A 25,943-nucleotide genomic window follows, 5' to 3' on the forward strand; every position below is an offset into this window, starting at 1 on the left:
ACTGAGTATGCTTTCATTGGTATAATATTATTTTTAGTCGATTCTATTGTACCTCATAACATCCGGAAGTGCTGTATATAGGAATTATATTAATTCCGGTTGTACCGAAATGATAGTATGGAGGACACGGCAATGCCGTTTCCCTACCCCAAAATAATTATCAGCACGACCTGAGAAATTTAACCATCCCCCGATTAATTGTAGGGAAATGACACAGCCGTGTCCTGATTGTGGGTAATATCAATTCCGATGCCACCGGATTTGATCTAATAAAACGAACGAGATCTACAAACCCAAAACACAAACCCGGTTTCTCCAAGAAACCGGGTTTAATCATCCGCGTTAATCCGCGTTCATCTGCGCTTAAAAAATCCTACAACTGCTTCACCTCAGAAACCAATTTGGCAACCACATCCTTAGCGCTACCAAACAACATCATCGTCTTATCCTTGTAGAACAACTCATTGTCTACACCGGAAAAACCAGCACTCATCCCGCGCTTAATCACGATCGTATGCTTAGCCTTATCAACCTCCAAAATCGGCATCCCGTAAATCGGGCTCGCCGTATCGTGACGCGCCGCCGGATTCACTACATCATTCGCCCCGATTACCAAAGCTACATCAGTTTCGTCAAACTGCGGATTGATATCGTCCATATCGTACAACTGCGGATAAGGCACGTTTGCTTCCGCCAACAGCACATTCATGTGCCCCGGCATCCGCCCAGCCACCGGGTGAATTGCGTATTTCACGTCAACACCCATTTTTTCCAAACCGTCGGCTAACTCGCGTACGGCGTGCTGTGCTTGCGCTACAGCCATCCCGTAACCGGGAATAATTACAACCGATCGCGCATAACCCAACATCATCGCACTTTCTTCGAGATTGATGCTGCGAACAGTTTTGTCAGTAGCACCAGCAGCCCCAGCAGCAGCCGCAGCACTTCCGCCACCGCTACCAAAGGCGCTAAACAGCACACTACCCAAGGATCGATTCATCGCCTTGCACATGATTTGCGTCAAAATAATCCCCGACGCGCCCACCAATGCACCAGCGATAATCAGCATATTGTTCATCAAAATGAACCCAGCCACACTCGCCGCAATCCCCGAATAAGAGTTAAGCAGCGACACCACCACCGGCATATCGCCGCCCCCTATCGGTAGCACAAACATGATTCCCAGAATATTGGAAATCGCCACCAAAGCCAGGAATACCGGCACATTTTCGGGATTCGTCAGCATATAACCGCTGCCGGCTAAAAGTGCGATCGCCAGCATGGCATTAAACGGCTGTTGCAGCGGAAACGTCATTGGCGCACCCGGTAGCAATTCTTGCAGCTTCGCAAACGCCACAAGGCTACCAGTGAAAGTAATTCCGCCGATCAGCACACCCAAAAGGATCGTGATTGTCGCATCAGGCGCAGGCGATTCCGGGATGCTGAGATAGCGCCAGAATTCTCCCACAGCAACGAGTGCAGAAGCCGCGCCCCCGAAACCGTTAAGCAAACCCACCATCTGCGGCATATCCGTCATCGCCACGGTATTCGCCATAATCGTTCCCAAAATGGAACCGACGATAATTCCGACAGCAATCAATTCGTAGCTGACTACTTGCTTTTCCAGCAACGTACCGACGATCGCAATTAACATCCCGATCGCAGCTAACACATTCCCTTGACGGGCGGTTGCAGGGGAACCCAACTGTTTCAAACCGACAATAAATAAAGATGCCGCAACTAAATAACCTAGTTGAATGCCACTGGGCAGAAAATCGCTCACGCTTTAACCTCTTTTTTCTTGAACATTTGCAGCATTCGATCGGTTACTAAGAAACCGCCGACTACGTTAATTGTGGCCAGGGCGATCGCGATCGTCCCCAAAATCGAAGTAACAGTCACATTGCCTTGGCCTGAAATCAGAATTGCACCTAAAACCGCAATTCCAGAAATCGCATTCGATCCGGACATCAAAGGTGTGTGCAGCGTCGGCGGGACTTTATTGATTACTTCAAATCCTACAAACGACGCCAGAGTAAACACCACTAAACCTGCAATCAATCCTTCTGCCATAACAATTGGTAATTGGTAATTGGAAATTGGTAATTTGTCATGGACTCGTTCCCAGCCCGGAGGCTGGGAAAGCATTCATGGGAGGCTCTGCCTCGGGTATAGACTGGAGGCAGAGCCTCCTGGAGTACATTACAATGCAGAGCATTGTAACGATAGACATTATGATTTAGGTTCCCTATAATGACTCCTAACTATTGACTGCTGAAGCCTCAGCCGTCAAAGCATCGCGAACTCGCTGGTTGCTAATCTCACCGTCGCGGGCAACGCAAGCACCAGAAATGATATCGTCTTCAAAATCCAAATTGAGTTCTTTATCTTTCACCATCAACTGAAGTAAAGCCGAGATATTCTTCGAGTAAGTTTCGCTAGCGTGTACCGGCATCGACGAGGGCACATTAATCGGGCCGATGACATTAACGCCGTTCCATTCAACATCTTTCCCCGCTTCAGAACATTCGCAATTGCCGCCTTGTTCGGCCGCGAGGTCAACAATTACCGATCCGGGCTTCATTTGAGAAACCATTTCTCTAGTAACTAAAATAGGTGCTTTTCTGCCGGGAACTTGAGCGGTTGTAATCACTGCATCGGAAGCGCTGACGTGTTGGGTGAGCACTTGGCGGGTGTATTCTGTGGCTGCTTCTGATAGCTCTTTAGCATAACCTCCGGCGGCGACGGTTTCTTCCTTGAGTTCGACATCAAGGAATTTAGCGCCCAAACTTTGCACTTGTTCTTTTGTTTCCGGGCGGATGTCGAAGGCTTCGACTACCGCACCCAAACGGCGCGCCGTGGCGATCGCCTGCAAGCCAGCAACGCCCACGCCCATTACCAAGACTTTCGCGGGGCGAATCGTACCCGCCGCCGTTGTCAGCATTGGGAAATATTTCGGCAAAGCTGCTGCTGCGATCAGTACCGCTTTGTAACCGGCAACGTTAGCCTGAGATGACAGTGCATCCATGCTTTGAGCGCGGCTGGTGCGCGGGATCATTTCCATGCTGAATGCCGTTACTTTGCGATCGGCTAAACGCTGCACTAAAGCTGGATCTCCCAGAGGATTCAAAAATCCGATGAAAACGCCTCCTTCCCGGAGTTGATGAACTTCTGATTCTTGCAGCGCCCCGATTTTCACGACGACATCGGCTTCGCCCCACAGCTTAGCGGTATCGGCGACAACCTGAGCTCCCGCTTCTTCGTAAGCAAGATCCGAGAAAAAGGATTTTGCCCCCGCGCCGGCTTCCAGCCAAACTTCGACGCCTTGTTTTACCAATCGGGCCACAGCGTCGGGTACTAAAGCCACCCGGCGTTCGCCTGCTTCTATTTCTTTTGCGATCGCTAATTTCATGAACTCTCCTTATTTAAGCCTTCCCAGGGCGGTTGAAACCGCTCCTACACAGACAAAACCTGCCTCCGCAGGTTTCTTGAATTGCGATTTTTCACCGCCAGATGCCTTGCTTTACATTTGAGCCGCCGTTGCCCTAAACTTCTCTCGTTGATAGTAAAGCCGATCGCCCAAATTCGAGCCGTATCTTTAACTTATCTTATACATTCAAATTCGCTAAATTGTTAAGTTTGCAACCGATTATGATATAATATTCTGTCGGCTAGTTCTGTAGTTTGAATGTCAGTTATCAGTATTACGCAAAAAAAATTGACGATCGAGCAATTTGTTCCCAGGTTCCCAGATTCAGCGTTTCGCAGACTTAGGATGGAGGCATAGAAAAGCCTCGGGTTCTAACCAGCCCCCAGATTCATTCTCAAAGCAGACGGAAGTAAATCTAAAATCTAAAATCTAAAATCTAAAATCTAAAATCGGATCGCCCTCATCAAATTGCTGAGACATTCGATATATTGTAGGCACGATCGCAAATTTAGGGCGATCGATATTTAAGGTTCACCAAGAGTTTAATTAGAGGAGTTGTTATGCGACGATTATTTTCAGCACTAGCGGTTACAGGTTGCTTGGTGGCTGGGTTGCCCGCCATCAGTTTAGCCCAGTCCATGCCAGGATTCACGATTTTCGGTGGCCCCGAGCGCGCCAACCAATTAAACTATCGCTTGGATTACGGCAAAGCGGGGATGAGCGGCGATAGATATCGGCTGCGAATTCCTTCCAAAAAAGTAAGTCTGGCGATCGCCCAACTCAACATATCCTATCCAGACTACTACAAAGGCGAATTCGACCAAAAAGACATTAAAGTGCGCGTCAAAGACAAAACAATCCAATTGCAAGAAGTAATCTGGGACAAAGAAAATCGTTTCATAGAAATTTATCCCGCAGAACCAATTGCTGCCGGCAACAATGTTGAGGTTGTGCTCTCCAACGTCAGAAACCCATCTCCCGGCGGAATGTACCATTTCAACGTCCGCATCCGGACCCCTGGGGACGTTCCCTTGCTGCGCTACCTGGGTACTTGGCTGTTGAGCATTGATTAGAAGCAGCGCAATCGGGTTGCGATCGTAAAATGCTCGTTTCCTGGTTTTGGAAAACCGAAAAATAGAACCTCCGGCTCATATAGCAATCCTAAACGATCGGTAAAATGAGTTTAGGGACAATCCCGCCGTGCCATTTGTTTCAACTTAAGATTGAAACCCATAATAAATGTCGCTTGTAGTCGAGTCTATATCTCCCTAAATCCCCCTTAAGAAGGAGGACGAAATATCGCAATCTTATTCCCCCCTTATTAAGAGGGGCTAGGGGTATCTCGCAGTTCGATACAAACAAGAGAAACAGAGGGTTTTAGTCTTAATTTGACACCAAGGGCGCGGGGAAACTACCCCTAAAAAATATTGACAAATCCCATAGGATTGCTCTAGCCGTACTCTTGCATGAATCTACTAGCAAAAATCAAAACAATAAAACTTCCTCCAGCGCTGCGATCGAGAAATTATCGCCTGTTTTTTGCAGGACAAAGCATCTCACTGATTGGCAATTGGATGACGCAAGTCGCTACTGTTTGGCTTGTCTACAATTTGAGCGATTCACCTTGGATGCTCGGCGTGGTGGGATTTACAAGTCAAATCCCCACATTAATTTTACTGCCTTTTGCAGGAGTTTTAATCGATCGCTGGAACCGCCACCGAGTCATAATTGCCACTCAAATATTAGCGATGGTTCAATCCTTAGCGCTAGCATTTTTAGCGCTAACAGGAGTCGTTAACATTTGGCAGATCGTGGTACTGAGTTTCTTTCAAGGCGCAATTAATGCCTTTGACGCGCCCGCACGGCAAGCTTTTGTGCCCGAACTCGTGGAAAAGAAAGAAGATTTAGCAAATGCGATCGCCATTAATGCTTCGATGTTCAACGCAGCCAGACTAATCGGCCCAGCAATGGCAGGTTTGCTGATAGCTACAGTCGGCGCAAGTTATTGCTTTCTCATTGACGGACTCAGCTACATTGCTGTAATTGCAGGCTTATTAGCGATGCAGATCAAAGCCCGTAAAATTGCAGCAACTAATACCAAACCCTTACAAAGATTAAAAGAAGGATTCGTTTATGCCTTCGGGTTTCCCCCGATTCGAGCAATTTTACTGCTATTATCATTAGTCAGTTTGGCCGGAATGTCGCACACAGTTTTAGTCCCAATTTTTGCCACCAAACTCCTGCACGGCGACGCCCAAACTCTGGGCTTTTTGATGGCTGCTTCGGGAGTCGGAGCCTTTACGGGAGCGATTTATTTGATTTCGCGCAAAAGTATAATTGGCCTCGGCAAGTGGATTGCGATTTCACCGGCAATTATGGGATTCGGACTGATAGGTTTTGGTTTGTCCCGCGTCTTGTGGCTGTCATTAATCATGATGTTGTTCGTTGGCTTTGGTTTCATTATCCAATTTGCCGGAGGAAACACATTTTTGCAAACAATTGTGGAAGACGACAAACGCGGAAGAGTGATGAGCATATACACGATGGCATTTTTTGGAGTGACACCCTTTGGGAATTTAGTTGCCGGGGGATTGGCAAATTATATCGGCGCTCCCTATACAGTCATCATTGGAGGTATAATTTGTATTTTAGGCTCGGTAGTTTTTACCAAACAGTTGCCAGCTTTAAAAAACATAATCCGACCACTGTATCAAAAAATGGGTTTAATTTCGCAGTAGGGATTTAGCGTCAAATCACAAATGCCAACATTAAACAAGATTCCCAAAGCTAATATCTGACTGTATCTCTAGCAATCCTCAACAATTTGTAAACTTCTCTCTTCTATTTCTCTGCGCCCTCTGGGCCCTCTGCGGTTAAAACATCCAAATTAATTACGCAACCAGAGGTTAAACCAATGGCAAATACAAGTGCAATTCCACAGCAGAGCGACGATCGAGTTCCCTTAAAAACCTGGATCGGCGTCATGGGAACAATTCTCGGCGCTTTCATGGCAGTTTTGGACATCCAAATCACCAACGCTTCTCTCAGAGATATTCAAGCAGCTTTAGGCGCAACTTTAGAAGAAGGTTCTTGGATTTCTACCGCCTATCTAGTCGCAGAAATTGTAGTAATTCCGATTACGGGTTGGCTGTCGCAGGTGTTTTCTGTCCGTCGCTACATCTTGGTAAATGCCGCTTTCTTTGTCTTCTTTTCCATGTGCTGCGCTTGGGCGTGGAATTTGAATTCAATGATTGTATTTCGGGCTTTGCAGGGGTTGTCAGGCGGCATTTTAATTCCGATGTCTTTTACATTTTTGCTGACGAATTTGCCCCCTAAAAAGCAGCCAATCGGCATGGCGATGTTTGCAATGACAGCTACTTTTGCACCATCCATCGGGCCGACATTGGGAGGGTGGCTGACTGAGAATTACGGCTGGCAATATGTCTTTTATCTCAATTTGGTTCCAGGGCTGCTGCTGCTAGCTGCTGTGTGGTACGCCGTCGCCCCCGCACCGCTGAAACTCGAACTTCTAAAAGGGGGCGACTGGTGGGGAATTGTCTCGATGGCGATCGGCTTGGGTTCCCTGCAAGTTGTGTTAGAAGAAGGCAGCCGCAAGGACTGGTTTAGTTCTGATTTTATTGTGCATTTAAGCATAATTGCAGCAATATTTATCAGCGCTTTTTTCTGGATTGAACTAACTCGCAAACAACCGTTTATTAACTTGCGCTTGCTGACTCGCCGCAATTTCGGTTTAGCTAGTATTGTGAATATTTCCTTGGGGGTGGGATTGTACGGTTCGGTGTACATTTTGCCCCTGTATTTAGGTCAGATTCAGCAGTACAATGCCATGCAAATTGGCGAGGTGATTATGTGGGCTGGGGTGCCGCAGTTATTCATCGTGCCTCTGGTGCCGAAATTGATGCAGCGAATCGATATGCGGCTGATGATTGGTATCGGTGTGAGTTTGTTTGCGGTGAGTTGTTTTATGAATGCCAGCATGACTCATGATACGGGTATCGATCAGTTGCGTTGGTCGCAATTAGTTAGGGCATTGGGACAGCCTTTAATTATGGTGCCGCTGTCAACTATTGCCACTGCTGGTATGGAGAAACACGAGGCTGGTTCGGCTTCCGGTTTGTTTAATATGATGAGAAATATGGGAGGTTCTATAGGGATTGCGGCGCTAGCAACTTTGGTGACGCAACGCGAGCAATTTCACTCGAATCGATTGGGGGAATCTGTTTCTTTGTACAATCCGGCAACGCAGGAGCGAATTAATCAAATGACTCAGTATTTTGTGAGTCGCGGTGCTGATTTAAGCGTGGCAAAAGACCAGGCAATTAAAGCAATTGATAATATTGTCCGCCGTGAAGCTTATGTGATGGCTTTTAATGATTGTTTTTACTTTGTGGGAATTGCTTTGCTGTTAAGCGGGATTGCTATTTTGGGTTTTAAAAAGGTGAAAGCGGGTGCGGGTGCTGGGGGAGCTCATTGATTCTGTAGGGCGCGGAGTGCGCTGCATCTTTGGGGCGGGCAGGATGCTCATCCCACAATATTTTTAAGAGTTTTAAAAATGCAACGTAAATGTTTTTTAGCTTGTTCACCATTCTTGTTGGGCTTCTGCTTCTGCTTGGATTAAATTTTGCCGCAGTTGCCCCCAATTTATTTGATGGGAGGGCAAATCTTCGATGAGCTTTCCGCGCTGTAAATGCAGAATTCGCGTGCTAAATTGCTCGGCTAATTCTAATTGGTGGTTGACCATTACAATTGTGGTTTTGCCGTTGGTTAGCTGTGTCAATACTTGCAAAAGGTGGGCGGCTTTTCCTGCGTCTAGGGCGGATGTTGGCTCGTCTAAAAGCAAGATTTTTGGTTGCAGGATGATGCCGCGGGCGATCGCCACGAGCTGTTTTTGGCCTGTGGAAAGCTGGAATTCGCTGCGATCGAGCCATTCTTGGGGTATGTGCAGTTGTTCGATCGCCCCGCTAATTCTCTCAGCAATGTTTGATGCAGTCACGCCCCGCAGCTTCAAAGGATAAGCCAATGCTTCTCGCACCGACATTCCCAAAAGCTTGGATTCTTGCAGGATGAGGGTGATTTGTTTGCGGAGTTCGATCGCAGGTATTTGGCGATATTCTGTATTTTCCAGATAAATCGAGCCGCTGGTGGGACTGCTGAGCCGATTTAGCAACCGCAACAGCGTTGTTTTCCCCGCACCTGAAGGGCCAACAATTGCCACGCGATCGCCCTTGTGTACCTGAAACGATATATTTTCCAACAAATGACTTGAGGCTATCGGTGTTTTTAAACTAACATTATCAATTCGCAGTTGAGGATTTGTTTCTGTATTATTTTCCGAATAATTAGGCATTTAATTAATTAAAAACATGACCTTCGTGGAACGGGCATCTTGCCCGTTCTTGAGGCAGGCAAGATGCCCACTCCACAATCCAACTCACTCTTTGTGGAACGGGCATCTTGCCCGTTCTTAAGGCAGGCAAGATGCCCGCCCCACAATCCAACTCAAACTCAAACTTTTACAGCTTTTTCTAAAGGAAAACCCAGCTTTTCGCGCTGTTCTAAATAAAGCTGAGCAACTCGCCGCGCCAAATTGCGAATTTTGGTGATGTAGCGGGTTCTTTCCGTTACAGAAATCACACCTCTAGCATCGAGTAAATTGAAAGTGTGAGAACATTTTAACACATAATCAAGGCTCGGTAAAACTAATCCTTTTTTTGTCAATTGTTCGGCTTCTTGCTCGTACAATCCAAATAGAGTAAACAGCAATTCGGGATTGGAAGCTTCAAAGTTATAATTACACTGTTCAATTTCTCCTTGCAGGTGAACGTCGCCGTAAGTTATGCCATCTTTCCACTGAATTTTCGTCATGGCATCGACTTCTTGGAGATACATTGCGAGGCGTTCTAGTCCGTAGGTAATTTCAATGGATACCGGGCGACAGTCAATGCTACCGCACTGTTGAAAGTATGTAAATTGGGTGATTTCCATGCCGTCGAGCCAGACTTCCCAGCCGACGCCCCAAGCTCCGAGGGTGGGCGATTCCCAGTTGTCTTCTACGAAACGAATGTCGTGGTCTTCTGGGCGAATTCCTAATGCTCTGAGGGAGTCTAAATAGATGTCTTGGATGTTGGGAGGAGAGGGTTTAATTAAAACTTGATATTGATAGTAATGTTGGAAGCGGTTGGGATTTTCGCCGTAGCGTCCGTCGGTGGGGCGGCGACAGGGTTCGATGTAGGCGACAGACCAAGGTTCGGGGCCGATTGCTCTGAGAAAGGTGTGGGGATTCATGGTTCCTGCACCTTTTTCTGTGTCGTAGGATTGGGCGATCAGGCATCCTCGATCGCTCCAGAATTTGTTTAAGGTGGCAATGACTGATTGAAAGTTCACTGGTTTAAATATGGTTAGTATGTGTCTCCACTTATTTAAGCATACTCAAGGCACGGTTTATTGAAATAAATCATAGCGAAATTATATAAGACAGGATTCATAGCGAAGTGCCCTACTCGGCTTTTTCACGTTTGCGTTTTTCGATTTCGGCGATCGGTAACAATAATGTATCCTCAATCTCTTCCCTTACTTCATCGCTTACCACACAACCACTGTTCAGACAGTCTATTAGCAGCTTATTTGCATTGTAATACTGTTTAAGTATTTTTTCTTGAGAATCACTTAACTCCCAGTCATGACCAAGATTACGGAATTCTAGCATTATAGATCGTATTTTCTTAACCCAAGACTTACCATGATATTTCCACCATTGGTTGAATAAATATTCATCTTCTATATGGTAAGGTAATTTAGGCTCAAGCTTTTGCAATGATTTCTCTAATTCTGAATCTAACTCAGGCAAACTATAAGGAGCTGGATAATAGCCATGTGCAAACTTATAGTCAATTAAAAGATCGTTACAAAAACTATAATTATCATCCAATTTACACTGAATATTAAGTTTATTATCAAGGGACTGAGCTAAACTATCGTCAAAAAAGCTAGAAAGACTCTCGACATGACTAAGGTCAAGAGATAGACGATGATTGAGAGAGCGAACAATAGCAAAATAGAAAGCTCTTAAAGCAGCCGAGTTATATTCGGATTGAACAGTAAATACTTTCGCATTTATATATACTAGCATTTTTTGATACTTATTTTCAACTTGTAAAAAGTTATCTATTTTTAGCTTAAAATCGATTAAAAATCTATCTACAATTTGTGTTTTTTCAAAGAAGAGCAAAAATACTTCTCGCCAATGCTCGTTAAAAGTATAGTTTACTAAATTCGTACCACAACAAGAAGTCAAAAAATACTGAGCGACTAAATACTCTTGAAACGTCAGGTGTGAAAACGACCAAACTTTCTGACTTCGCTCAATCAACAATCCATGCTGCGCTTCCATCGCCCTCAACACCGCCCGACTATCCCGCTGCCCAATCCCCAAAAACTCCGCAATATACTCCTCAATTTCTGCCTGCTCAAATAGCACATATTGCTCTTTTTCAAACTTCTTCACTGCCAGAAAGCTCAATAATTCTAGCTTTCGCTCCACTGACAAATCGCGATAAATTTCATCTCGCTCGATTCCCCTACGTTCGTCCCACTGCTTTAGCAATAACTCCAACCCCTCTTCATAAAGCTTGGAACGCTTCGAGTAAAACTTCCCCGTCTGGTGAAACACCGCACAAGTCAAACTCAGCAAAATCGGCGTAATTGCTAACTCCCGAATCGGCTTATTCTCCTCCAAAAAGAGCAGCCCCAGAAACTCCTGCGCTTTTGCCAGTCCCCCCGACTCATCCCCCATCACCGCCTTATACCAATGTTGGGCAAAAGCCCGCGCCTGCGTTTGATTAAAATCCGCCACCTCCACATAATCAAACCGCTCAAACCGCGATTTCTGACTCTGCGTTCGACAGGTCACAATTACCTGCACCTGCGGATAAGCGCGAGCAAACCGCTCGATTTCCAGGGCGATGTTCTTCCCATCTTCTCCCGTCACTTCATCCAACCCATCCAGCAGCACCAGCGCCCCACCTCGATCTAACGCCAATTTAGTTTCGGCATCCGACAACCGCCAGCACCGCTGTAGATAACGCTCTAGCGAGTAGGCAACCTCACGCCCATCCTCGACAAAACGCCCATCCTCGACAAAATCTCGCAGTTTAATCAAAACCGGAATCCGGCGCGCTTGTAAATTACCTGCGTTGCACTCCATCACGACTCGCTGCAAATACGTGGTCTTTCCCGAACCCGGTTTGCCCACTACCATCAGGTTCGCATTCTTTGCCAGCACCTCTAAACCTGATACCGGTTTTCGCTTTTTGCCCAAACCAATGCGATCGAAACTGCGGTAGCTGCGATTTTGGCTAAAGTCCTGCCACAAGTCATCCAATTCCGATTTACGACTACTACTGAGTTCCTCCTGAATATTGACATCCACAAACAAGTCAGCCAAAGGCACCCAGCGATCGACCCCCCAAAGCGGCATAGTGCCGTGCAACCGTTGGATGTCATCGTGGAGGCGCGATCGTACCTGCTGAACTAACGCATCAATATTTGCTTGACCATTACTACATATCTCTCCAGGCATGGATAATTGCTGATTATTGTCCCGTTGCCATTCTGGAAAACGAGATTCCCAAAGCCATTTATACCCTTGCTCCCACGGACTTTGACCTTTAGGTGATCTCCCTCGTTTGGGTTTATTAAATGGGCAACCATTATCTTCCAAGATTTTGCAAATATTTTGTAATTCCTCTTGAAGTTTCTGAGACTTATCTTCCGGTTCCTTGTTCCATGTAATAAAACTTACCAAATTAGAATTTATTGTATTAGCATTTTTGGGATTAAAACGTGCCAAGAATGCCGCTCGTGGATCGCCTTTCAGGTTTAGTTTCAGGGCGATCGCTTCTAAAAACTGTTGTTCTTCTGCGGATTTGATCTGAGAATCCACCTTTCACTAAGCTCCATTATCTATTTATTCTATTTATTTCTATTTGCTTTTCTATTTGTTAGCACTTTTTTTTCTATTTGACCACTTCTAATCTTAAAGGTATCAATATTTTACGATTGAGAGTGACAGATGAAACCTTCTAACAAAAAGAAACTTCTGAAAGTAAGCGAGTTTGCGGTGGTGGGTGTTGCCACTTGGCTCAATCCCCAAGCAGGATTTCTGCTGTTTCTGCTCAAGCTGTGCTTTCAAATCCTGACAGCATTGCAGAAAGATGAGACGAGTCAAATAGATAAAAGCTAGAAATCCCCGATCGCCTTTGCGAAAAAATTCAACAGGGCGATCGGTTCCCCAAAGTCCTATAGCGATATCGCAATTTCAGCAGATTGATTTCCCCCATTACGAGGGCGAAGATGTAAAGTAATTTCCGTATCGAGTCGCTTGAGGAAAAGCAGTAGTTTGCCCTCGCTGAACCGTTGAAACTCTCCGTTCATTAAATGAGAGACTTCTGGTTGTGGAATGCCCAGTAACTCGCTCATTTCACCCTGTTCCAAGTTGCGCTGTTTCAACAGACGAAGTACCTGAATTCCGATTTTACCCCGCGCAAAAAGTTCGTCAGCATCTGCCAATCCAAGGTCAGCAAATACATTACCGCTGCTTTCTTCAAAAATGGTTTCTTCTGTCATAATTGTTCCTCCCTCGCTAGTGCGTCTTGATAGCGTTTTTTAATTAAGTCAACATCAGCCTGTGGGGTTTTAATCCCTTGCTTTGATTTCTTCTGAAAAGCGTGCAACACATAAATTTTGTCACCAATCTTGACAGCATAAACCGCCCTGTAAGTATCCGTATCGTAACGTTTGACGATTTCATACACACCGCTTTCCACCCCTTTAAAGGGCTTGGCTGACAAAGGTGTTTCCCCAGCTTGCACCAGTTGTAGCGCATAACCTACCGCTTTTTGTACCTCTTCAGGAAACTCGCGGATATTTTTGCGAGAGTCTCCCATCCAAACAAGAGGTCGTAAAGGCACTTCTATAGTATCTTTGTTATCGACCATTTTATACTAAATTTTCTGTAAAAATCAAGTTTGACAATAGCATAAAATGTTGCCCAGCCTAAAAATCGATTTCTCGCATAATCGGTTCTTGTGTCATGGTTGTTCCTGTCTTGCCACGGTTCGCTAAGGCATCAGAAAAAGCAGCAGTCACCCGAGAAAGTAGCGAATCTCAACTCGGCGATAGCCTCAACAAACAAGCTCTCAAAAATGCCATTTTATTGTAGCGCGATCGGCCATCTTTCTACTGGCAAATAAACTGAGGCAGATATTGCTCTCTTGCGTCAGGTGTTGAGTGGAAGCGATCGCCAAATTGCCACTAAAAAACAGAATAGTCAGAACCCCGACTTATTCAATAAGTCGGGGTTCTGACAGTGAAAAAGTTGAGATTACTTTCTAGTTTAGTCTGCGGGAGCGAGGGAAACTAACAGAGTGATGTTGTCAACGCCGATGACATAAACCGTGTCTCCCGGTGTGAGGGTGATTTGGCGATCGCACCGTGCGGGCCACCAGCTACCTTGGAAGCGGACGCGACCTGTTTGATTCGGGTAAATCGATTCATCAACGACTGCTTCTTCGTTGAAGTAGTTAAAATTGGTGTTGATGTAGTTATCCATTAATAGATTGTTTCCTGTGCTGTAGGTGTGAGGAGAAAAAATTGAACCGAAAGCTTTTACTACGTTAAACATTTTTCTGACTCCTTTTGTGTTAATATATATCGAAGTTTAATCGCCTATTTCAAGCTATTTGAAAAGTGGCATTTCCTGGTTGAGATTAATTCCCAGGTCGTTCATGCTCTGATTTAGTCTGCGGGAGCGAGGGAAACTAACAGAGTGATGTTGTCAACGCCGATGACATAAACCGTGTCTCCGGGTGTGAGGGTGATTTGGCGATCGCACCGTGCGGGCCACCAGCTACCTTGGAAGCGGACGCGACCTGTTTGATTCGGGTAAATCGATTCATCAACGACTGCTTCTTCGTTGAAATAGTTAAAATTGGTGTTGATGTAATTTTTGATTAGCATATTGTTAGCTGTGCTGTATCCTTGGGTGGAGAAAATCGATCCGAAAGCTTTTACTACGTTGAACATGATATTTACTCCTGTTGTGTTAAAATATATGGATGTGTAATTGTCTGTTTATGCTAGTTGAGAAGCTGCATTTACTCGGTTGAGATTGATTGATTGCCGGATATTTCATTGTTCTTACCTTCCGTGGTTTTATCAGGATAAAAGGCAAAGAATTTTTGAAATTTGGAGGGGATTTTAGAAGCGGTTGCGGGGAGCCTAACTCCAGTAATTCCGAGGTATTGAATTAAGGATTTAGTTGTTGAGCCGTTGGTGGGATTTGCCTCAAGGGTAGATGTTGTTAGCTACATTAGAGATTGTCTGATTCCGCATTACTGCTACTGTGAAAATGTTTTATTTTTGGGTTGAATTTTTGGGTTGATTTTTTTGATTGGGTTGTGACTCACTTGCTTTACACTTACTAATTTGCCAGGAGTCGAATATCTTTGGGGCGATCGCCAGTCCACTTTCCGAGTCTGGTACTGGCACATGACACTTTTCTACCTGCCAGCAACGATTTTCCAAAGGTTTTTGCCTACAGATCGCGCTTGTAGCTGTGCCAATTTAGCCAACTGGACTACCGCGAACGGTGAATTATGAACTTACGCATTCTCGATCGCCCAATCCGGAATATCCATAAATATCTAGTCTGTAACTTATGCACCAAAGCCCTAAAAACCCGGTTTCTGACAACCGGTGCGCCATTAGGGGCCCGTAAGCGGATCTGTGATACAAGCAAGTAAAGTTGGGCACTAACCCGCCCTCCCCATGCGATGTTGATTTGTACCTACCTATTTAGGCATAGAAAATAGGCGATCGAGATTGACGCAGATATCAGGAGGCGGTAGGAGTTTTTGATCGATGGAGGTCGATCGCACCCTGTTATCCAATTATTGAACAGGTCGAACTTAAAATCCATTCATAAATTCAGAATCTTAAATTCATAAAAGTCATAATTATAGACAACCTGCTTGATACTGCATAATTGTTACAGGAATTTTGAATAAAGTTTTAGCTAATTGAGACAAACCGAACTTGAATTTAAGCGACTGCGGCAGTTGTTGTACGGAAACTTCTACGAATCCAAAGCGAGTATAAAATGATGCGAGTCGCTTTCCCAAACATTCTAAATATAGCGGTTCTGTAGCTTGTTGAATTAAATATTTTGTGAGGTAGCTTCCCAAACCTCGATCGCGCCAATCTTTCGCCACCACCAAACTGCCCAATTCTTGCGCGCCCGCAAAGTTCCGCAACTGTCCGCAAGCTGCCAATTTTCCCTCGCATTCGATGACCCAGAATTGCTCCCAGCGCAACTGAGTTGGATCGAGTTTGGCGCTCCACACTAACCTTCCAATTGATTTGATATCTTGAACTGAGGCCTGGCGGATGGCGCATTCAGACGGTAAGGAAAAAGAAGTTTCAGTCATTAGTTATAGTTGGTAACTACAGCAGCAATTCGTTTAAAAATGCGGAATACCTCGTAAAAGTCATTAGCGCGATCGATTACGAACTCATAAGATAAAGCGTACTGCGGAGTGTCTTGTTTAATCAATTTAAGAAATCTGAAGTTGCTGCCATTTGTCAGAAGCCCAAAAGTTGGTCTGTCTGGATTGGGGTTACTCAGCATATAAAAGAGTAGCTGGGGAAGTCCTGCCTCAAGGGAGTATTGAGCTCGCTTGGCTTCGATTGCCACAACCCAAAAAGATTCCATTAAAAGCAGAATATCAATGCTTCCTCTGACAAGTATATCTTCATCCACTGTAACCAGTTCCACCGATTTTTCTGACTCTATGTGAAAGGGAGTCAGGTAAAAATCTGCTAAAAATAGCAAGGGAGCCAGTACCACCATTTTTACGGTATCTTCTATCATGGGGTACTCAGCACTGTTAGTGTAGCCAGCTTTTACTTTGTCTAGATATCGCTTTTCTTCATCAGTAATTTCTGGTAAATCGTCAATCCACTCCGGAAAAAATTGCTCGTATTCTGCAAGTTGCAAGTTAAATTTTGTTTTAACCTCACGCAGTGTCAGTGTTTTTGCTTGAAGTGATTGTGTCATAGTTTTTTGTAGCGATTTGCAAGTGGTAATTTATTGTAGCATATCAACTGTCGATCGCCTCCCACAAAACCTCCGCGCCAAACCTTACGGGATCGGTACAAGGCAATGCCGTTTCTGCTTGAACTTCAGCTATTGCTAACAGCGCTTCTGCCTCATTTAAGTGATGAGTGTTGAGAGCGATCGCGCTCACTTTTCCCCCTGCAAAAGCACCCGCAGCAGCGGCTACCATTTCGTACAATTCAACCACTTTTGATAATTTGGGAATCGATACGTGCGGGTGATTGCGAATGCTAGTTTGTCCGGCTCGGTGGGCTAAAATTAAGTGAGTTGGCTGCGAACCCCGCAGCAGCGGCAGAGTCGCCGTCGAACCCGGATGCAATAGCGAACCTTGCCCTTCTACGTGCAGAATATCGCATTCAGAACCCAATTTTATCGCCATTTGTTCGACAGCACCGGCGGCGAAATCAACTCGCACTGCATCCAAAGGAAGGCCTTCATTTCCGATCATTAAACCCGTTTGACCGGTTGCCAAAAATTTGGAACGCAAACCCCGCCGCAAGCAAGTGCGATTGAGTTCCAGACTGGTTGACATTTTGCCGACGCTCATATCTGTGCCGACGGTTAACACGCGGCGACAGCTTAATTGAGCAGCAGCAGCAGAGGCGATAGCCCCTATGTTTTCCGGTTCCTGACGCACGTCCCAAATCCATTGATTTTCGGTTAACGGAACTGTTATCAAAGGTGCAAGTTTCGCGTGCAAACCGTTGACAACTGACAAACCTGCTGCTACCGCTTGGTTAATTTCTGGCAGCCATTCCACAGGCAAAAAACCGCCGGAAGTAGCGATACCAATTAGCAGAATATCCGGCGCAAGTTGCAGTGCTTCTGCAACAGAAGCAACTATCGGTACTTGTTGAGTAATGCCCGTTAATTCAGGTAAAGATTCTCCGGCACATTGGCGGTCTATTACTGCTACAATTTGTGCTTCGCTGTAGCGCAAAAATGCTAAACCTGTTTTGCCGGAATGGCCGAGAATTCCCTCGTGCAGCAGGATGGCAACTTTGCCATTTTTGAGCGGATAGTTTTTAGTCATTGGTTCACTTTTGAGACGGGCGATTTTAAATTTTAGCTTCAATCTAAAATCTAAAATCTAAAATCTAAAATCTAAAATCTAAAATCTAAAATCGATTGGGTGTTAGCTGTGATTTGGGATTACTCGTTCAAAGCATTCGGATCTTCTCCCAATTCTCGCAATCTGGCCTCTAGTCGCGAGGCTCGCTGGCGTTCCTGTTCCGCTCGCTGTTGAGCGGCTTCCGCTTGTTGTTGAGCAGTTTCCGATTGTTGTTGAGCGGCTTCGGCTTGCTGTTGAGCGGCTTCCTCCGGCAACAAAACTAAATTGCCAGATTCATCGAAAAAACGCACCCAAGTTGCTGTTTCTCGATCGACAATTCCTTCCCAAGTACCCAACCAAAAACCTAACGTTTCGCACCACAGCCAAGCCCGCTCGTTGGGGACTAACGGCTGATAGCGCAGGGTGGCATCTAAACGCCATCCTTGCAAAGAATTAGGCTCGAAAGGATCGAAAACAAAGTAATCAGGAGTTCTAAAAACCTGCTCGTAAATATCCTTTTTTTTGCCTGTATCCTAATTTGCCGTTGACGGCGACAGCAGTTCCACAATGACATCCGGGTAACGTCCGTTTTCTTCCCAAACTACCCAGCCTTGTCGGGAAGTATTGCTGTCAACACCCAACACAGCGAAAAAATCCGGACCTCGGAAATCCTGATTCCGAATCTGTTTAGCGCTGTAATAAATAAACATATTGCCACCGACAAAAAAATCGTTCCGGTTAGCTAAACCTTGTTCTACGGAACGGATTAAAACCGTCATTGCTATACGGTGGCGGTTGCTTTCCATTTCTGCACCATCATCAAAAATTAAATCCGTCGGCGGCTTGTGTTTTTCAAAGAAAAGCTTGGCTTCTCTATTAATTTGCTCTCCTATTGATTCTACTGGTATCATACTCTCTCCAGATGTATTTTGAGCGATACTTCTATTCTACAATGTCAATTCGTCGCACTCCCAATCCCGATCGCGCGTTTGGCATCAAACACCCATTTTCGACGATCGCACCGGTGAAAGGATCGTCTAATAAATTTAAGTGACTGTCCAAATCCAAATAGTCAGCTAGCGGTGAAAGTTGTGCTGCTGCTGTATTTGCGATCGCGCTATCTGAATAGCAGCCGAACATTACTTGCAAATTGCAGGCTTTTGCTGTGTGAATCATCCGCATTGCTTCGGTCAATCCGCCTGACTTCATCATTTTGATATTGATGCCGTGCACGCAGTGCGCTAACTTGGGTATATCGGAACTATTAAAGCAACTTTCATCAGCAAAGATTGGCAGGGGCGATTGACGGTACAGTTCTGAGAATTCATCCATATCGGCGACGGGTGAAAGCGGCTGTTCGACATAATTTATCTGGTATTTTTCCAGCCAGCGACACATTTCGATCGCGCTGTTTAAACTCCAACCGCCATTAGCATCTACACTGATTTTAAGGTTAGCTGGTGCTTCGTCAAGCACTGCTATTAACATAGCTTTGTCGGCTTCGATTCCTTCGGGATTTCCTAATTTAACCTTAACGGCGCGGTATTTGATTCTTTTTGGATCTGTCGCATCTTTGCCAAACCAATCACGCACTCTTTCTCTTGCACCAGACGGCGAATTAATGCCGATTGTGACGGAGGTGGGGACGATGCGCGATCGATCTAATCCCCACATTTTCCACAGCGGCAAGCCTGCTTTTTTGCCCAGCCAGTCGTGTATTGCCATGTCGATGCCGGCGCGGGCGGCTGAGGGTAAGTTGACCTCTGTTAATACTTGTTCGATTTTTTGGCGATCGAACGGAGTAAACTTTTCTAGCAGCGGTGCAACTTCCTGCAATGCGGCTAGCAGAATTTCGGTAGTTTGGGGCCGAGAACCTGTGGAAAACGGCGAAGCTTCTCCCCAGCCTTCGATGCCTTCGTGTTCTAGCTTCACCCATAAATTGGTACTTTGGGCTGTTGTACCGCGGCTGATGGTAAGGGCAAACCGCTTGCGGACAGTGAAGGTTTCAATTTGAAGGTGCATTGTCAGTGATTGGTAATTTTTTGTAGATAAAAATCTGAGGGGGCGGATTGCGCCGCTCTTGCGATTTTTTACTTTTTACTTTATAGTTTGATTTTGCTTGTTCTAGTTTATCAAAAACTTGATGAAATTCCTGATTTCTGTTTCGCCGAAGAGAGTTGCTTTCTCTCTCAGCATTTGGGTGCTCTTCTTTGCTGTTGCTGGTTGCATCATACAAGTTCTGCGGTACGGTTTTAACTATCAAGAACGCTGGATTAATTTGTTTAATTTAGACAGAGAAATAAATTATCCTTCGTGGTACTCGTCATTTACTTTGCTGTTTTGTGCGATTTTGCTAGGTATTATTGCTAGTGCTAAGAAGAAGCAGGGCGATCGGTATTTTGGGCACTGGAAAGCGCTGGGGTTCATCTTTGTATTTCTTTCTTTAGATGAAATTTTGAGTTTGCACGAAATATTAATTATTAACGACTTGCGAAAAGCACTGGATTTAGGGGGACTTTTTTACTTCATTTGGGTAATTCCGGGGGCTATTTTTGTTGGGGTTATTGGGCTGGCTTATCTGAAGTTTCTCCTGCACCTACCCCGGAAAACAAGGAATTTCTTTTTACTGGCAGGCAGTATATATGTCGGTGGAGCACTTGGCATGGAAATGGTTTGCGGCTATTATGCAGATGCGGTAGGTCAGCGAAACTTGATCTACGGTTTGATGGCTTCTGTTGAGGAAATTTTGGAAATGGTAGGGGTGCTCGTATTCATCTACGCCCTGCTATCTTACATCGGTTCCTATCTTGAAGATATTGATGTGCGCTTGAAGATAGTGGAGAATCAAAAGAAGTAAAGCTGACGATCGACCAAGATTATTAGGGCGGTTGAAATCGGAGACATTATGACTATCTACTTCTACACCACTGGCAGCGAATACGGCTGTTTTTCTAATTTTTCCAGTCATGGATTCGAGTTAGACGGAGAATATTGGCCAACTACTGAGCATTATTTTCAAGCACAAAAGTTTCCCGCAACGGCTGACTGCGACCAAATTCGCCAAGCAAAAACACCGAAAGATGCCGCCAAAATGGGACGCGATCGCTCTCGTCCCCTCCGCAAAGATTGGGAAGAAGTAAAAGATGATATCATGGGAAAAGCCGTACTCCGCAAATTTGAAACTCATCCCGAAATTAAAGAAATTTTACTAGCTACTGGCGATGAGGAAATAGTCGAAAATGCTCCTAGTGATTACTATTGGGGTTGCGGCAAAGATGGCAGCGGCAAAAATAGGTTGGGACAGATTTTAATGGAAGTAAGGGAGATTTTGCGAAAACGCACCTCAGAGTAAAACCGAACTTAAATTTCCCACACTAAAGCAGGACTTATTTAATCCTAAGTCCTGCAAGGCTCCTCAGCGAGCATTTTCTCAATTTTCTTAAACACTGAACTTAAAAATCGGCCTGAGCAACTGTCAAAACCTGTGTCAATCTCGTCAGGCTGTTCTAGTAGAGGGTTTCGCCTCTCCTCAGAGACTGCGAAGCAGGGGAAACGGTAAAAACCCTGCACCACTTTTTTTGTTTTAACAACTACTCTTAACCGGAATTAACTTTTATCGTCGCAAGTACAGCATTCTTAACCAGTCGCCTCCCTGACACCGTTCTCCTGAGGTTGGCGACTCACAGGTAAAACAGCAAAACACCTGTTCTGGTTAAAGTTTGTTTTTTATTTATGCTGTATCTTTACTATTGTGTGCGATTTGTGGAAAGTGTTAGCTGTTGTACAGAATTCTTTACAATTTTGATTTATTTGGATACAATCGCGCCGCTCTGCCGCAGTTGCTGTTGAATTCGGTTGAATTCTTTCTGTTCTGCGCTTAGCAAATTATTGTCGATCGGCAATCGCATATCCCACTGCAATTCGGACAACAACAACAAACAGCCGGCCATAATTATTCCTGTGGTTAGATATTGCCAAGGTGCAACTAATGTTAATAGAGGGATGCTAAATAAATGAGTTAGTCCGATCAGGAGAAAAGTGCGCGATCGCAAACCGAGTCCCGTACAAAAATAGCCGATCGCGCTCAACCCCAACCACAAATCGCACAGATGCAGCAGCAAACCTCCCCAACCGGCAAAAATACTGCAATCGGTCAGAACCAAACCAGTTATCATCAAAATCGCCCAAGAGTAAAGAATCCAGCTAACTCGCTCGACTCTTACCCAAAACAAAGTCAAAACTGCCATTACCGCAGTGCCAATTAGAGTCAAAGTTGACCACAGAATCGCCTGAAAGCTCCAACTGATGGGGACAAACTGAGCGGTGAAAAAAATCCCCGCTGTCACCAAACCCCAAAGCAGAAAAGTTTGGTCGATGCGGGTATAAAGTCCTGAGAAAAGAGTAATATTTCCAATTTGCCAGCGGAGTTGCAACAGGCCTTCGCGGTCTTGTACGTCGAGATGTTCCTGTTTGCAGCGGATTAGGGGTTCGGAGGCGTTGAAAAAGGTCATCCAGTGTTGGGGAAAGTATGAAGTTTTGTGTATTGTAACAAGTCTTAAAGAATATTTTTCAGGTTTTTTCTTGTTCCCAGGCTCTGCCTCCCGCGAGTCTGAGACTTGCGAGGCAGAGTCTCTGGGTATCGATTCCCAGGCAGAGCTGGGGAACCAGGGAACCAGTGATTATTTGTGTTTTTTGTTCAGGGTTTTGGTCAACTGAGTAATCGAGTTGAGCAAAGTTTGGGAAAAGTAAGCCATCGCAATAATCACGGCTACTGCAACTCCTCCGTACATCAGTAAGGGCATGAAACCTCCAGTTTCAGGCGGTGTTGCCGAATCAGTTGGAGCCGTAGAAACCAGAATGACTTGGTTGGTGCTAACATTAGACATAGAAACTCCTTGGTCTATACAAAGACCGTAAAAATGGGAAATTGACGAGCGTTTCTGGTTGCAGCCAGTCGCTCTGAAAAAAACAAGCGATCGAAAGCGTCTCTAGTAAAAGCTAGGGGCGCTTGTTTGCTTGTTAACGGCAGTCTAACACTGCTTTTGAAAATATACAACAAATTTAACGTACATTTTTAAAACCTATGGTAAATTAGACGTATAACTTGTCAAAGCCTTATCTAACAAGCATTTTCTCCTTCCCGGCTCTGCTTGGGGACGCTGATCCGGAGGCTCTGCCTCCTGTTTTCCTCCGCAACCGACGAGGCAGAGCCTCTAGATATAGGTTCCCAGGCACAGCCTGGGAACCAGTTAAACCCAATAGATATTATGAAAAATACATTTATCTCTCGATTTACTCCGAGCTTGATGTCACCAGAAACCCTGGAAGCTATCTTAGTACAGCGTCACGCACTGGCAGAACGTTTAGTAGAGCTAATTCGGGTGAGCGCCCTAACAGATAACAAGCATTTTCAACTACTAATTGGGCCGCGCGGCATTGGCAAAACGCACTTGGTTTCCCTGATTTATCATCGCGTTGCTAAGATGGAAGATTTGCGGGATAAATTGCTAATTGCGTGGCTGCAGGAAGAGGAATGGGGGATTGCGTCTTTTTTGGATTTATTGCGGGGAATATTCCGGGCAATTGCTAAAGAATATGAGGCAGAATATGAAGCTGAGTTACATGATGATGTTGAAAAGCTTTATGATTTGTCGCCGGAGCAAGCTGAATTTAAAGCCGCAGAATTGCTGAGAGACTTTGTTGGTAAGCGGGTGATGTTGTTGATTGTCGAAAATTTAGAGGACGTGTTTAGCGGGTTGGGGGATTTCGGGCAGAAGCAGTTGAGGGCGTATATTCAAAATTATTCGTTTTTGACAATTTTGGCAACATCACAAAGCTTGTTTGATGGAGTCAAGCTCTCTAATCATCCTTTTTATGGTTTTTTTGATTTACATGAATTAGATGAGTTTAAGCTCGATGATGCTGTAGCTTTATTAAATCATATTGCCAACTTAGAAGGGAATAGTGATTTAGCATCTTTTATTCAAAGTTCAACAGGGCGCGATCGCATTAAAGTTGTGCATTACCTTTCGGGTGGCAGTCCTCGCGTCTATATTGTTTTTTCGGCTTTTCTGATGACTCCTGAATCGCTCGATAAATTGGTAGAACCGTTCATGGAAATGCTGGATAGCCTCACGCCCTACTATCAGGATCGGATGAAATATCTATCAAATCAGCAGCGAAAAATTGTTGACTTTTTGTGCGATACAGGTGGTGCCGCACCAGTAAAACAAATTGCTAAACGCTGTTTTATTGAGCAGCGAACTGTCTCTAGCCAACTTAAAGATTTGCGAGATAAGGGTTATGTCAAAACCGAGGAAATTGGACGGGAATCGTGGTATGAATTGCGGGAACCATTGATGCGTTTTTGTCTGGAGGTAAAGAAGCAGCGAAATAAACCGATTCGATTAATTGTGGATTTTATTCGGGTTTGGTATACGCGGAAAGAATTGCAGCAGCGATTGGGATTGAGGATGGCGGATGTTGATATGGCGGAGAAAGAAAGTCATTTTCTGTATGGGCAAGGTTTGAAACCCATTCCACCTGATGCTGTGATGGAACGAGAATATTATACGCGGGCGCTTGAGGCTATTGAGAGAAATGAGGAAGACCCGCGTCTGAAGGCTTATTTTGATGAAATAAAAAATTGTCGCGAACAAGAAGATTATGTTTCGGCTTTAGAATATGCGGAAAAATTGGTAACAAGTCGCGGCGAGGCAAAGGATTGGGTAGAAAAGGGACGCTGTTTAAATAGCCTGGAACGCTACGATGAAGCATTAGAATGTTTAGATAAGGCTATTGAAGGTGACTCCCATTATGCGAAGGCTTGGCGTATCCGAGGTGATGTACTCGACGACCTCGAACGCTATGAAGAAGCTTTAGTATCTTACGATAGGGCGATCGAACTTGATGCCAGTTATCAGTCTGTTTGGGTTTTACGAGGCAATGTCCTCCACAACCTCAAACGCTATGAAGAAGCTTTAGCATCTTTCGATAAGGCGATAGAACTTAGTGCCAATTATCAGTCTGTTTGGGTTTTACGAGGCTATGTACTCAACGACCTCGAACGCTATGAAGAAGCTTTAGCATCTTTCGATAAGGCGATAGAACTTGGTGCCAATTATCAGTCTGTTTGGGCTGCACAAGGAATATCACTCAACAGCCTCAAACGCTACGACGAAGCTTTAGCATCTTTTGCTCGGGCGATAGATCTAGACCCCAACGATGGGGCAGCTTGGGTGATGCAAGGCAGTGTATTCTATAAACTCGAATGCTACAAAGAAGCTTTAGCATCCTTTGATAGAGCGAGCGAACTTGATGCCAATCATCAGTCTGTTTGGGCTTTACGAGGTTATGTACTCCATCACCTCAAATGCTATGAAGAGGCTTTAGTATCCTTTGATAGAGCGATTGAACTTGGTGCCAATTATCAGGAGATTTGGGTATTACGAGGTAATATACTCAACAACTTCAAACGCTACGAAGAAGCCTTAGAATCTTTTGAGAGGATGATCGAACTTGATGCCAATGATAAGTTAGCTTGGCGTATCCGAGGCAATGTACTCAACAACCTCAAACGCTATGATCAAGCCTTAGAATCCTTAAATCGGGCGCTCGAACTTGATGCTAATGATGCTTGGGCTTGGGCTAATCGAGGCAATGTACTCTACAATCTCAAACGCTATGATGAAGCCTTACCATCTTATGATCGAGCGATCAAACTCAGTTATCAAGATTCATCTGTCTTCTTCAATCGCGCTATAGCCATTCTTGGATTAAATCGTTGGGATGAAGGCTTCACCGCCTTAGACGACGCATTTCAACGCCTCGAACCAGAGAACGAGGCTAGTTCCGAAGATGCCGAGTTAATTATCCGCAACCTGTTCATCAACACGCACGATCTAGCGATATCTCAAACTCGCATCACCAGCCTGATTGCCGTTTACAAAAAATACGAATATCTCTCAATCTTAGGACAGGGAATCGTGCGAAACATCCCCGCGCTAATGTCAGAAATGGTAAGCGACAAAGCTGCACGCACTTGGTTAGAATTGTGGCAAGAACTAACCAGCAAGTACGATGAATTCAAAATTCCCATCCGCCTGCTGAAAGCGGCTGTCCCCTATAAGGAAACCAAGGGCGACAGACGAGTTTTGCTAGAACTTGCCATAGAAGAACGCAATTTATTAGAACCATTGGTGTCAACAAAACCAGAATAAGCTGAAAACTAAACTTGCAATAATTTAGATAAGCAGCAATTTACACTA

Annotated in this window: 24 protein-coding genes and 1 pseudogene; 8 read left to right on the forward strand and 17 right to left on the reverse strand. The window is 45.0% G+C overall.

Going from position 1 to position 25,943, the window contains the following annotated elements:
- Nucleotides 1-373 precede the first annotated feature (373 nt).
- From QUA20_RS19855 to QUA20_RS19865, 3 genes are all read right to left on the reverse strand, one after another.
- Complete coding sequence (locus QUA20_RS19855; RefSeq protein WP_333190784.1) at nucleotides 374-1,783, reverse strand: NAD(P)(+) transhydrogenase (Re/Si-specific) subunit beta; 1,410 nt, start codon at nucleotides 1,781-1,783, stop codon at nucleotides 374-376.
- Nucleotides 1,780-2,073, reverse strand: coding sequence for an NAD(P) transhydrogenase subunit alpha (locus QUA20_RS19860; RefSeq protein ID WP_006633295.1), 294 nt, complete (start codon nucleotides 2,071-2,073; stop codon nucleotides 1,780-1,782). Before QUA20_RS19860 ends, QUA20_RS19855 begins: the two co-directional genes overlap by 4 nt.
- A 187-nt stretch (nucleotides 2,074-2,260) precedes the next feature.
- Nucleotides 2,261-3,412 (reverse strand): Re/Si-specific NAD(P)(+) transhydrogenase subunit alpha, encoded by a 1,152-nt coding sequence (locus QUA20_RS19865; RefSeq protein ID WP_333190785.1) that lies wholly within the window; start codon nucleotides 3,410-3,412, stop codon nucleotides 2,261-2,263.
- A gap of 578 nt (nucleotides 3,413-3,990) precedes the next feature.
- Between QUA20_RS19865 and QUA20_RS19870 the strand changes: the two genes are divergently transcribed.
- From QUA20_RS19870 to QUA20_RS19880, 3 genes are all read left to right on the forward strand, one after another.
- On the forward strand, nucleotides 3,991-4,503 hold the full coding sequence (locus tag QUA20_RS19870; protein ID WP_333190786.1) for a DUF2808 domain-containing protein: 513 nt from the start codon (nucleotides 3,991-3,993) through the stop codon (nucleotides 4,501-4,503).
- A gap of 393 nt (nucleotides 4,504-4,896) precedes the next feature.
- On the forward strand, nucleotides 4,897-6,168 hold the full coding sequence (locus QUA20_RS19875) for an MFS transporter (RefSeq protein WP_333190787.1): 1,272 nt from the start codon (nucleotides 4,897-4,899) through the stop codon (nucleotides 6,166-6,168).
- 176 nt (nucleotides 6,169-6,344) lie between these two features.
- Nucleotides 6,345-7,925, forward strand: a complete 1,581-nt coding sequence (locus QUA20_RS19880; RefSeq protein WP_333190788.1) for a DHA2 family efflux MFS transporter permease subunit — start codon at nucleotides 6,345-6,347, stop codon at nucleotides 7,923-7,925.
- A gap of 105 nt (nucleotides 7,926-8,030) precedes the next feature.
- Here the strand turns inward: QUA20_RS19880 and QUA20_RS19885 are convergent, their stop codons facing one another.
- The 3 genes from QUA20_RS19885 to QUA20_RS19895 form a co-directional block, all read right to left on the reverse strand.
- Nucleotides 8,031-8,798 (reverse strand): ATP-binding cassette domain-containing protein, encoded by a 768-nt coding sequence (locus tag QUA20_RS19885; protein WP_333190789.1) that lies wholly within the window; start codon nucleotides 8,796-8,798, stop codon nucleotides 8,031-8,033.
- A 158-nt stretch (nucleotides 8,799-8,956) separates the two neighbouring features.
- Nucleotides 8,957-9,835 (reverse strand): glycine--tRNA ligase subunit alpha, encoded by an 879-nt coding sequence (glyQ, locus tag QUA20_RS19890; RefSeq protein ID WP_333190790.1) that lies wholly within the window; start codon nucleotides 9,833-9,835, stop codon nucleotides 8,957-8,959.
- A gap of 112 nt (nucleotides 9,836-9,947) precedes the next feature.
- The gene (locus QUA20_RS19895; protein WP_333190791.1) at nucleotides 9,948-12,392 is read right to left on the reverse strand and encodes an NACHT C-terminal helical domain 2-containing protein; all 2,445 of its coding nucleotides are present in this window, start codon (nucleotides 12,390-12,392) and stop codon (nucleotides 9,948-9,950) included.
- Between the two features lie 129 nt (nucleotides 12,393-12,521).
- On the opposite strand from QUA20_RS19895, the gene QUA20_RS19900 reads away from it, so the two are divergent.
- Nucleotides 12,522-12,692 carry a hypothetical protein gene (locus tag QUA20_RS19900; protein ID WP_333190792.1) on the forward strand — a complete coding sequence of 57 codons (171 nt, stop codon included), beginning with the start codon at nucleotides 12,522-12,524 and terminating at the stop codon, nucleotides 12,690-12,692.
- Nucleotides 12,693-12,748: 56 nt separating this feature from the next.
- Here the strand turns inward: QUA20_RS19900 and QUA20_RS19905 are convergent, their stop codons facing one another.
- Together QUA20_RS19905 and QUA20_RS19910 are read right to left on the reverse strand one after the other, a co-directional pair.
- Nucleotides 12,749-13,075: an XRE family transcriptional regulator gene (locus QUA20_RS19905; RefSeq protein ID WP_333190793.1), complete on the reverse strand. Its 327-nt coding sequence runs from the start codon at nucleotides 13,073-13,075 to the stop codon at nucleotides 12,749-12,751.
- Entirely contained in the window at nucleotides 13,072-13,446 is a 375-nt protein-coding gene (locus tag QUA20_RS19910; protein WP_106150423.1) for a type II toxin-antitoxin system RelE/ParE family toxin, read from the reverse strand. Before QUA20_RS19910 ends, QUA20_RS19905 begins: the two co-directional genes overlap by 4 nt.
- 95 nt (nucleotides 13,447-13,541) lie before the next feature.
- Between QUA20_RS19910 and QUA20_RS19915 the strand changes: the two genes are divergently transcribed.
- Nucleotides 13,542-13,670: a hypothetical protein gene (locus QUA20_RS19915; protein WP_333190794.1), complete on the forward strand. Its 129-nt coding sequence runs from the start codon at nucleotides 13,542-13,544 to the stop codon at nucleotides 13,668-13,670.
- A gap of 174 nt (nucleotides 13,671-13,844) precedes the next feature.
- Here the strand turns inward: QUA20_RS19915 and QUA20_RS19920 are convergent, their stop codons facing one another.
- From QUA20_RS19920 to QUA20_RS19950, 7 genes and pseudogenes are all read right to left on the reverse strand, one after another.
- Nucleotides 13,845-14,132 carry an NfeD family protein gene (locus QUA20_RS19920; RefSeq protein WP_333190795.1) on the reverse strand — a complete coding sequence of 96 codons (288 nt, stop codon included), beginning with the start codon at nucleotides 14,130-14,132 and terminating at the stop codon, nucleotides 13,845-13,847.
- 113 nt (nucleotides 14,133-14,245) lie between these two features.
- Nucleotides 14,246-14,533 carry an NfeD family protein gene (locus QUA20_RS19925; protein WP_172191372.1) on the reverse strand — a complete coding sequence of 96 codons (288 nt, stop codon included), beginning with the start codon at nucleotides 14,531-14,533 and terminating at the stop codon, nucleotides 14,246-14,248.
- 932 nt (nucleotides 14,534-15,465) lie between these two features.
- Complete coding sequence (locus QUA20_RS19930; RefSeq protein ID WP_333190796.1) at nucleotides 15,466-15,936, reverse strand: GNAT family N-acetyltransferase; 471 nt, start codon at nucleotides 15,934-15,936, stop codon at nucleotides 15,466-15,468.
- A complete protein-coding gene (locus QUA20_RS19935) occupies nucleotides 15,936-16,565 on the reverse strand; it encodes a restriction endonuclease subunit R (RefSeq protein ID WP_333190797.1) in 630 nt (209 codons plus the stop codon). Before QUA20_RS19935 ends, QUA20_RS19930 begins: the two co-directional genes overlap by 1 nt.
- 43 nt (nucleotides 16,566-16,608) lie before the next feature.
- Nucleotides 16,609-17,658 (reverse strand): DUF1611 domain-containing protein, encoded by a 1,050-nt coding sequence (locus QUA20_RS19940; RefSeq protein ID WP_333190798.1) that lies wholly within the window; start codon nucleotides 17,656-17,658, stop codon nucleotides 16,609-16,611.
- Nucleotides 17,659-17,777: 119 nt separating this feature from the next.
- Nucleotides 17,778-18,587: pseudogene (locus QUA20_RS19945) on the reverse strand (Uma2 family endonuclease).
- Nucleotides 18,588-18,618: 31 nt separating this feature from the next.
- Entirely contained in the window at nucleotides 18,619-19,698 is a 1,080-nt protein-coding gene (locus QUA20_RS19950) for a dipeptide epimerase (protein WP_333190799.1), read from the reverse strand.
- Nucleotides 19,699-19,819: 121 nt separating this feature from the next.
- Here QUA20_RS19950 and QUA20_RS19955 point away from each other — a divergent pair, with 121 nt between their 5' ends.
- Together QUA20_RS19955 and QUA20_RS19960 are read left to right on the forward strand one after the other, a co-directional pair.
- Complete coding sequence (locus QUA20_RS19955) at nucleotides 19,820-20,533, forward strand: hypothetical protein (protein WP_333190800.1); 714 nt, start codon at nucleotides 19,820-19,822, stop codon at nucleotides 20,531-20,533.
- Nucleotides 20,534-20,581: 48 nt separating this feature from the next.
- Nucleotides 20,582-21,028 carry an NADAR family protein gene (locus tag QUA20_RS19960; RefSeq protein ID WP_333190801.1) on the forward strand — a complete coding sequence of 149 codons (447 nt, stop codon included), beginning with the start codon at nucleotides 20,582-20,584 and terminating at the stop codon, nucleotides 21,026-21,028.
- Nucleotides 21,029-21,482: 454 nt separating this feature from the next.
- On the opposite strand, the gene QUA20_RS19965 is transcribed toward QUA20_RS19960, so the two are convergent.
- Both QUA20_RS19965 and QUA20_RS19970 read right to left on the reverse strand, forming a co-directional pair.
- Nucleotides 21,483-22,187 (reverse strand): hypothetical protein, encoded by a 705-nt coding sequence (locus QUA20_RS19965; RefSeq protein ID WP_333190802.1) that lies wholly within the window; start codon nucleotides 22,185-22,187, stop codon nucleotides 21,483-21,485.
- Nucleotides 22,188-22,355: 168 nt separating this feature from the next.
- Nucleotides 22,356-22,562, reverse strand: coding sequence for a hypothetical protein (locus QUA20_RS19970; protein WP_333190803.1), 207 nt, complete (start codon nucleotides 22,560-22,562; stop codon nucleotides 22,356-22,358).
- Between the two features lie 381 nt (nucleotides 22,563-22,943).
- Between QUA20_RS19970 and QUA20_RS19975 the strand changes: the two genes are divergently transcribed.
- Nucleotides 22,944-25,895, forward strand: coding sequence for a tetratricopeptide repeat protein (locus tag QUA20_RS19975; protein ID WP_333190804.1), 2,952 nt, complete (start codon nucleotides 22,944-22,946; stop codon nucleotides 25,893-25,895).
- Nucleotides 25,896-25,943 lie beyond the last annotated feature (48 nt).

The organism is Microcoleus sp. Pol7_A1 (assembly GCF_036701085.1).
GTDB lineage: Bacteria > Cyanobacteriota > Cyanobacteriia > Cyanobacteriales > Microcoleaceae > Microcoleus > Microcoleus asticus.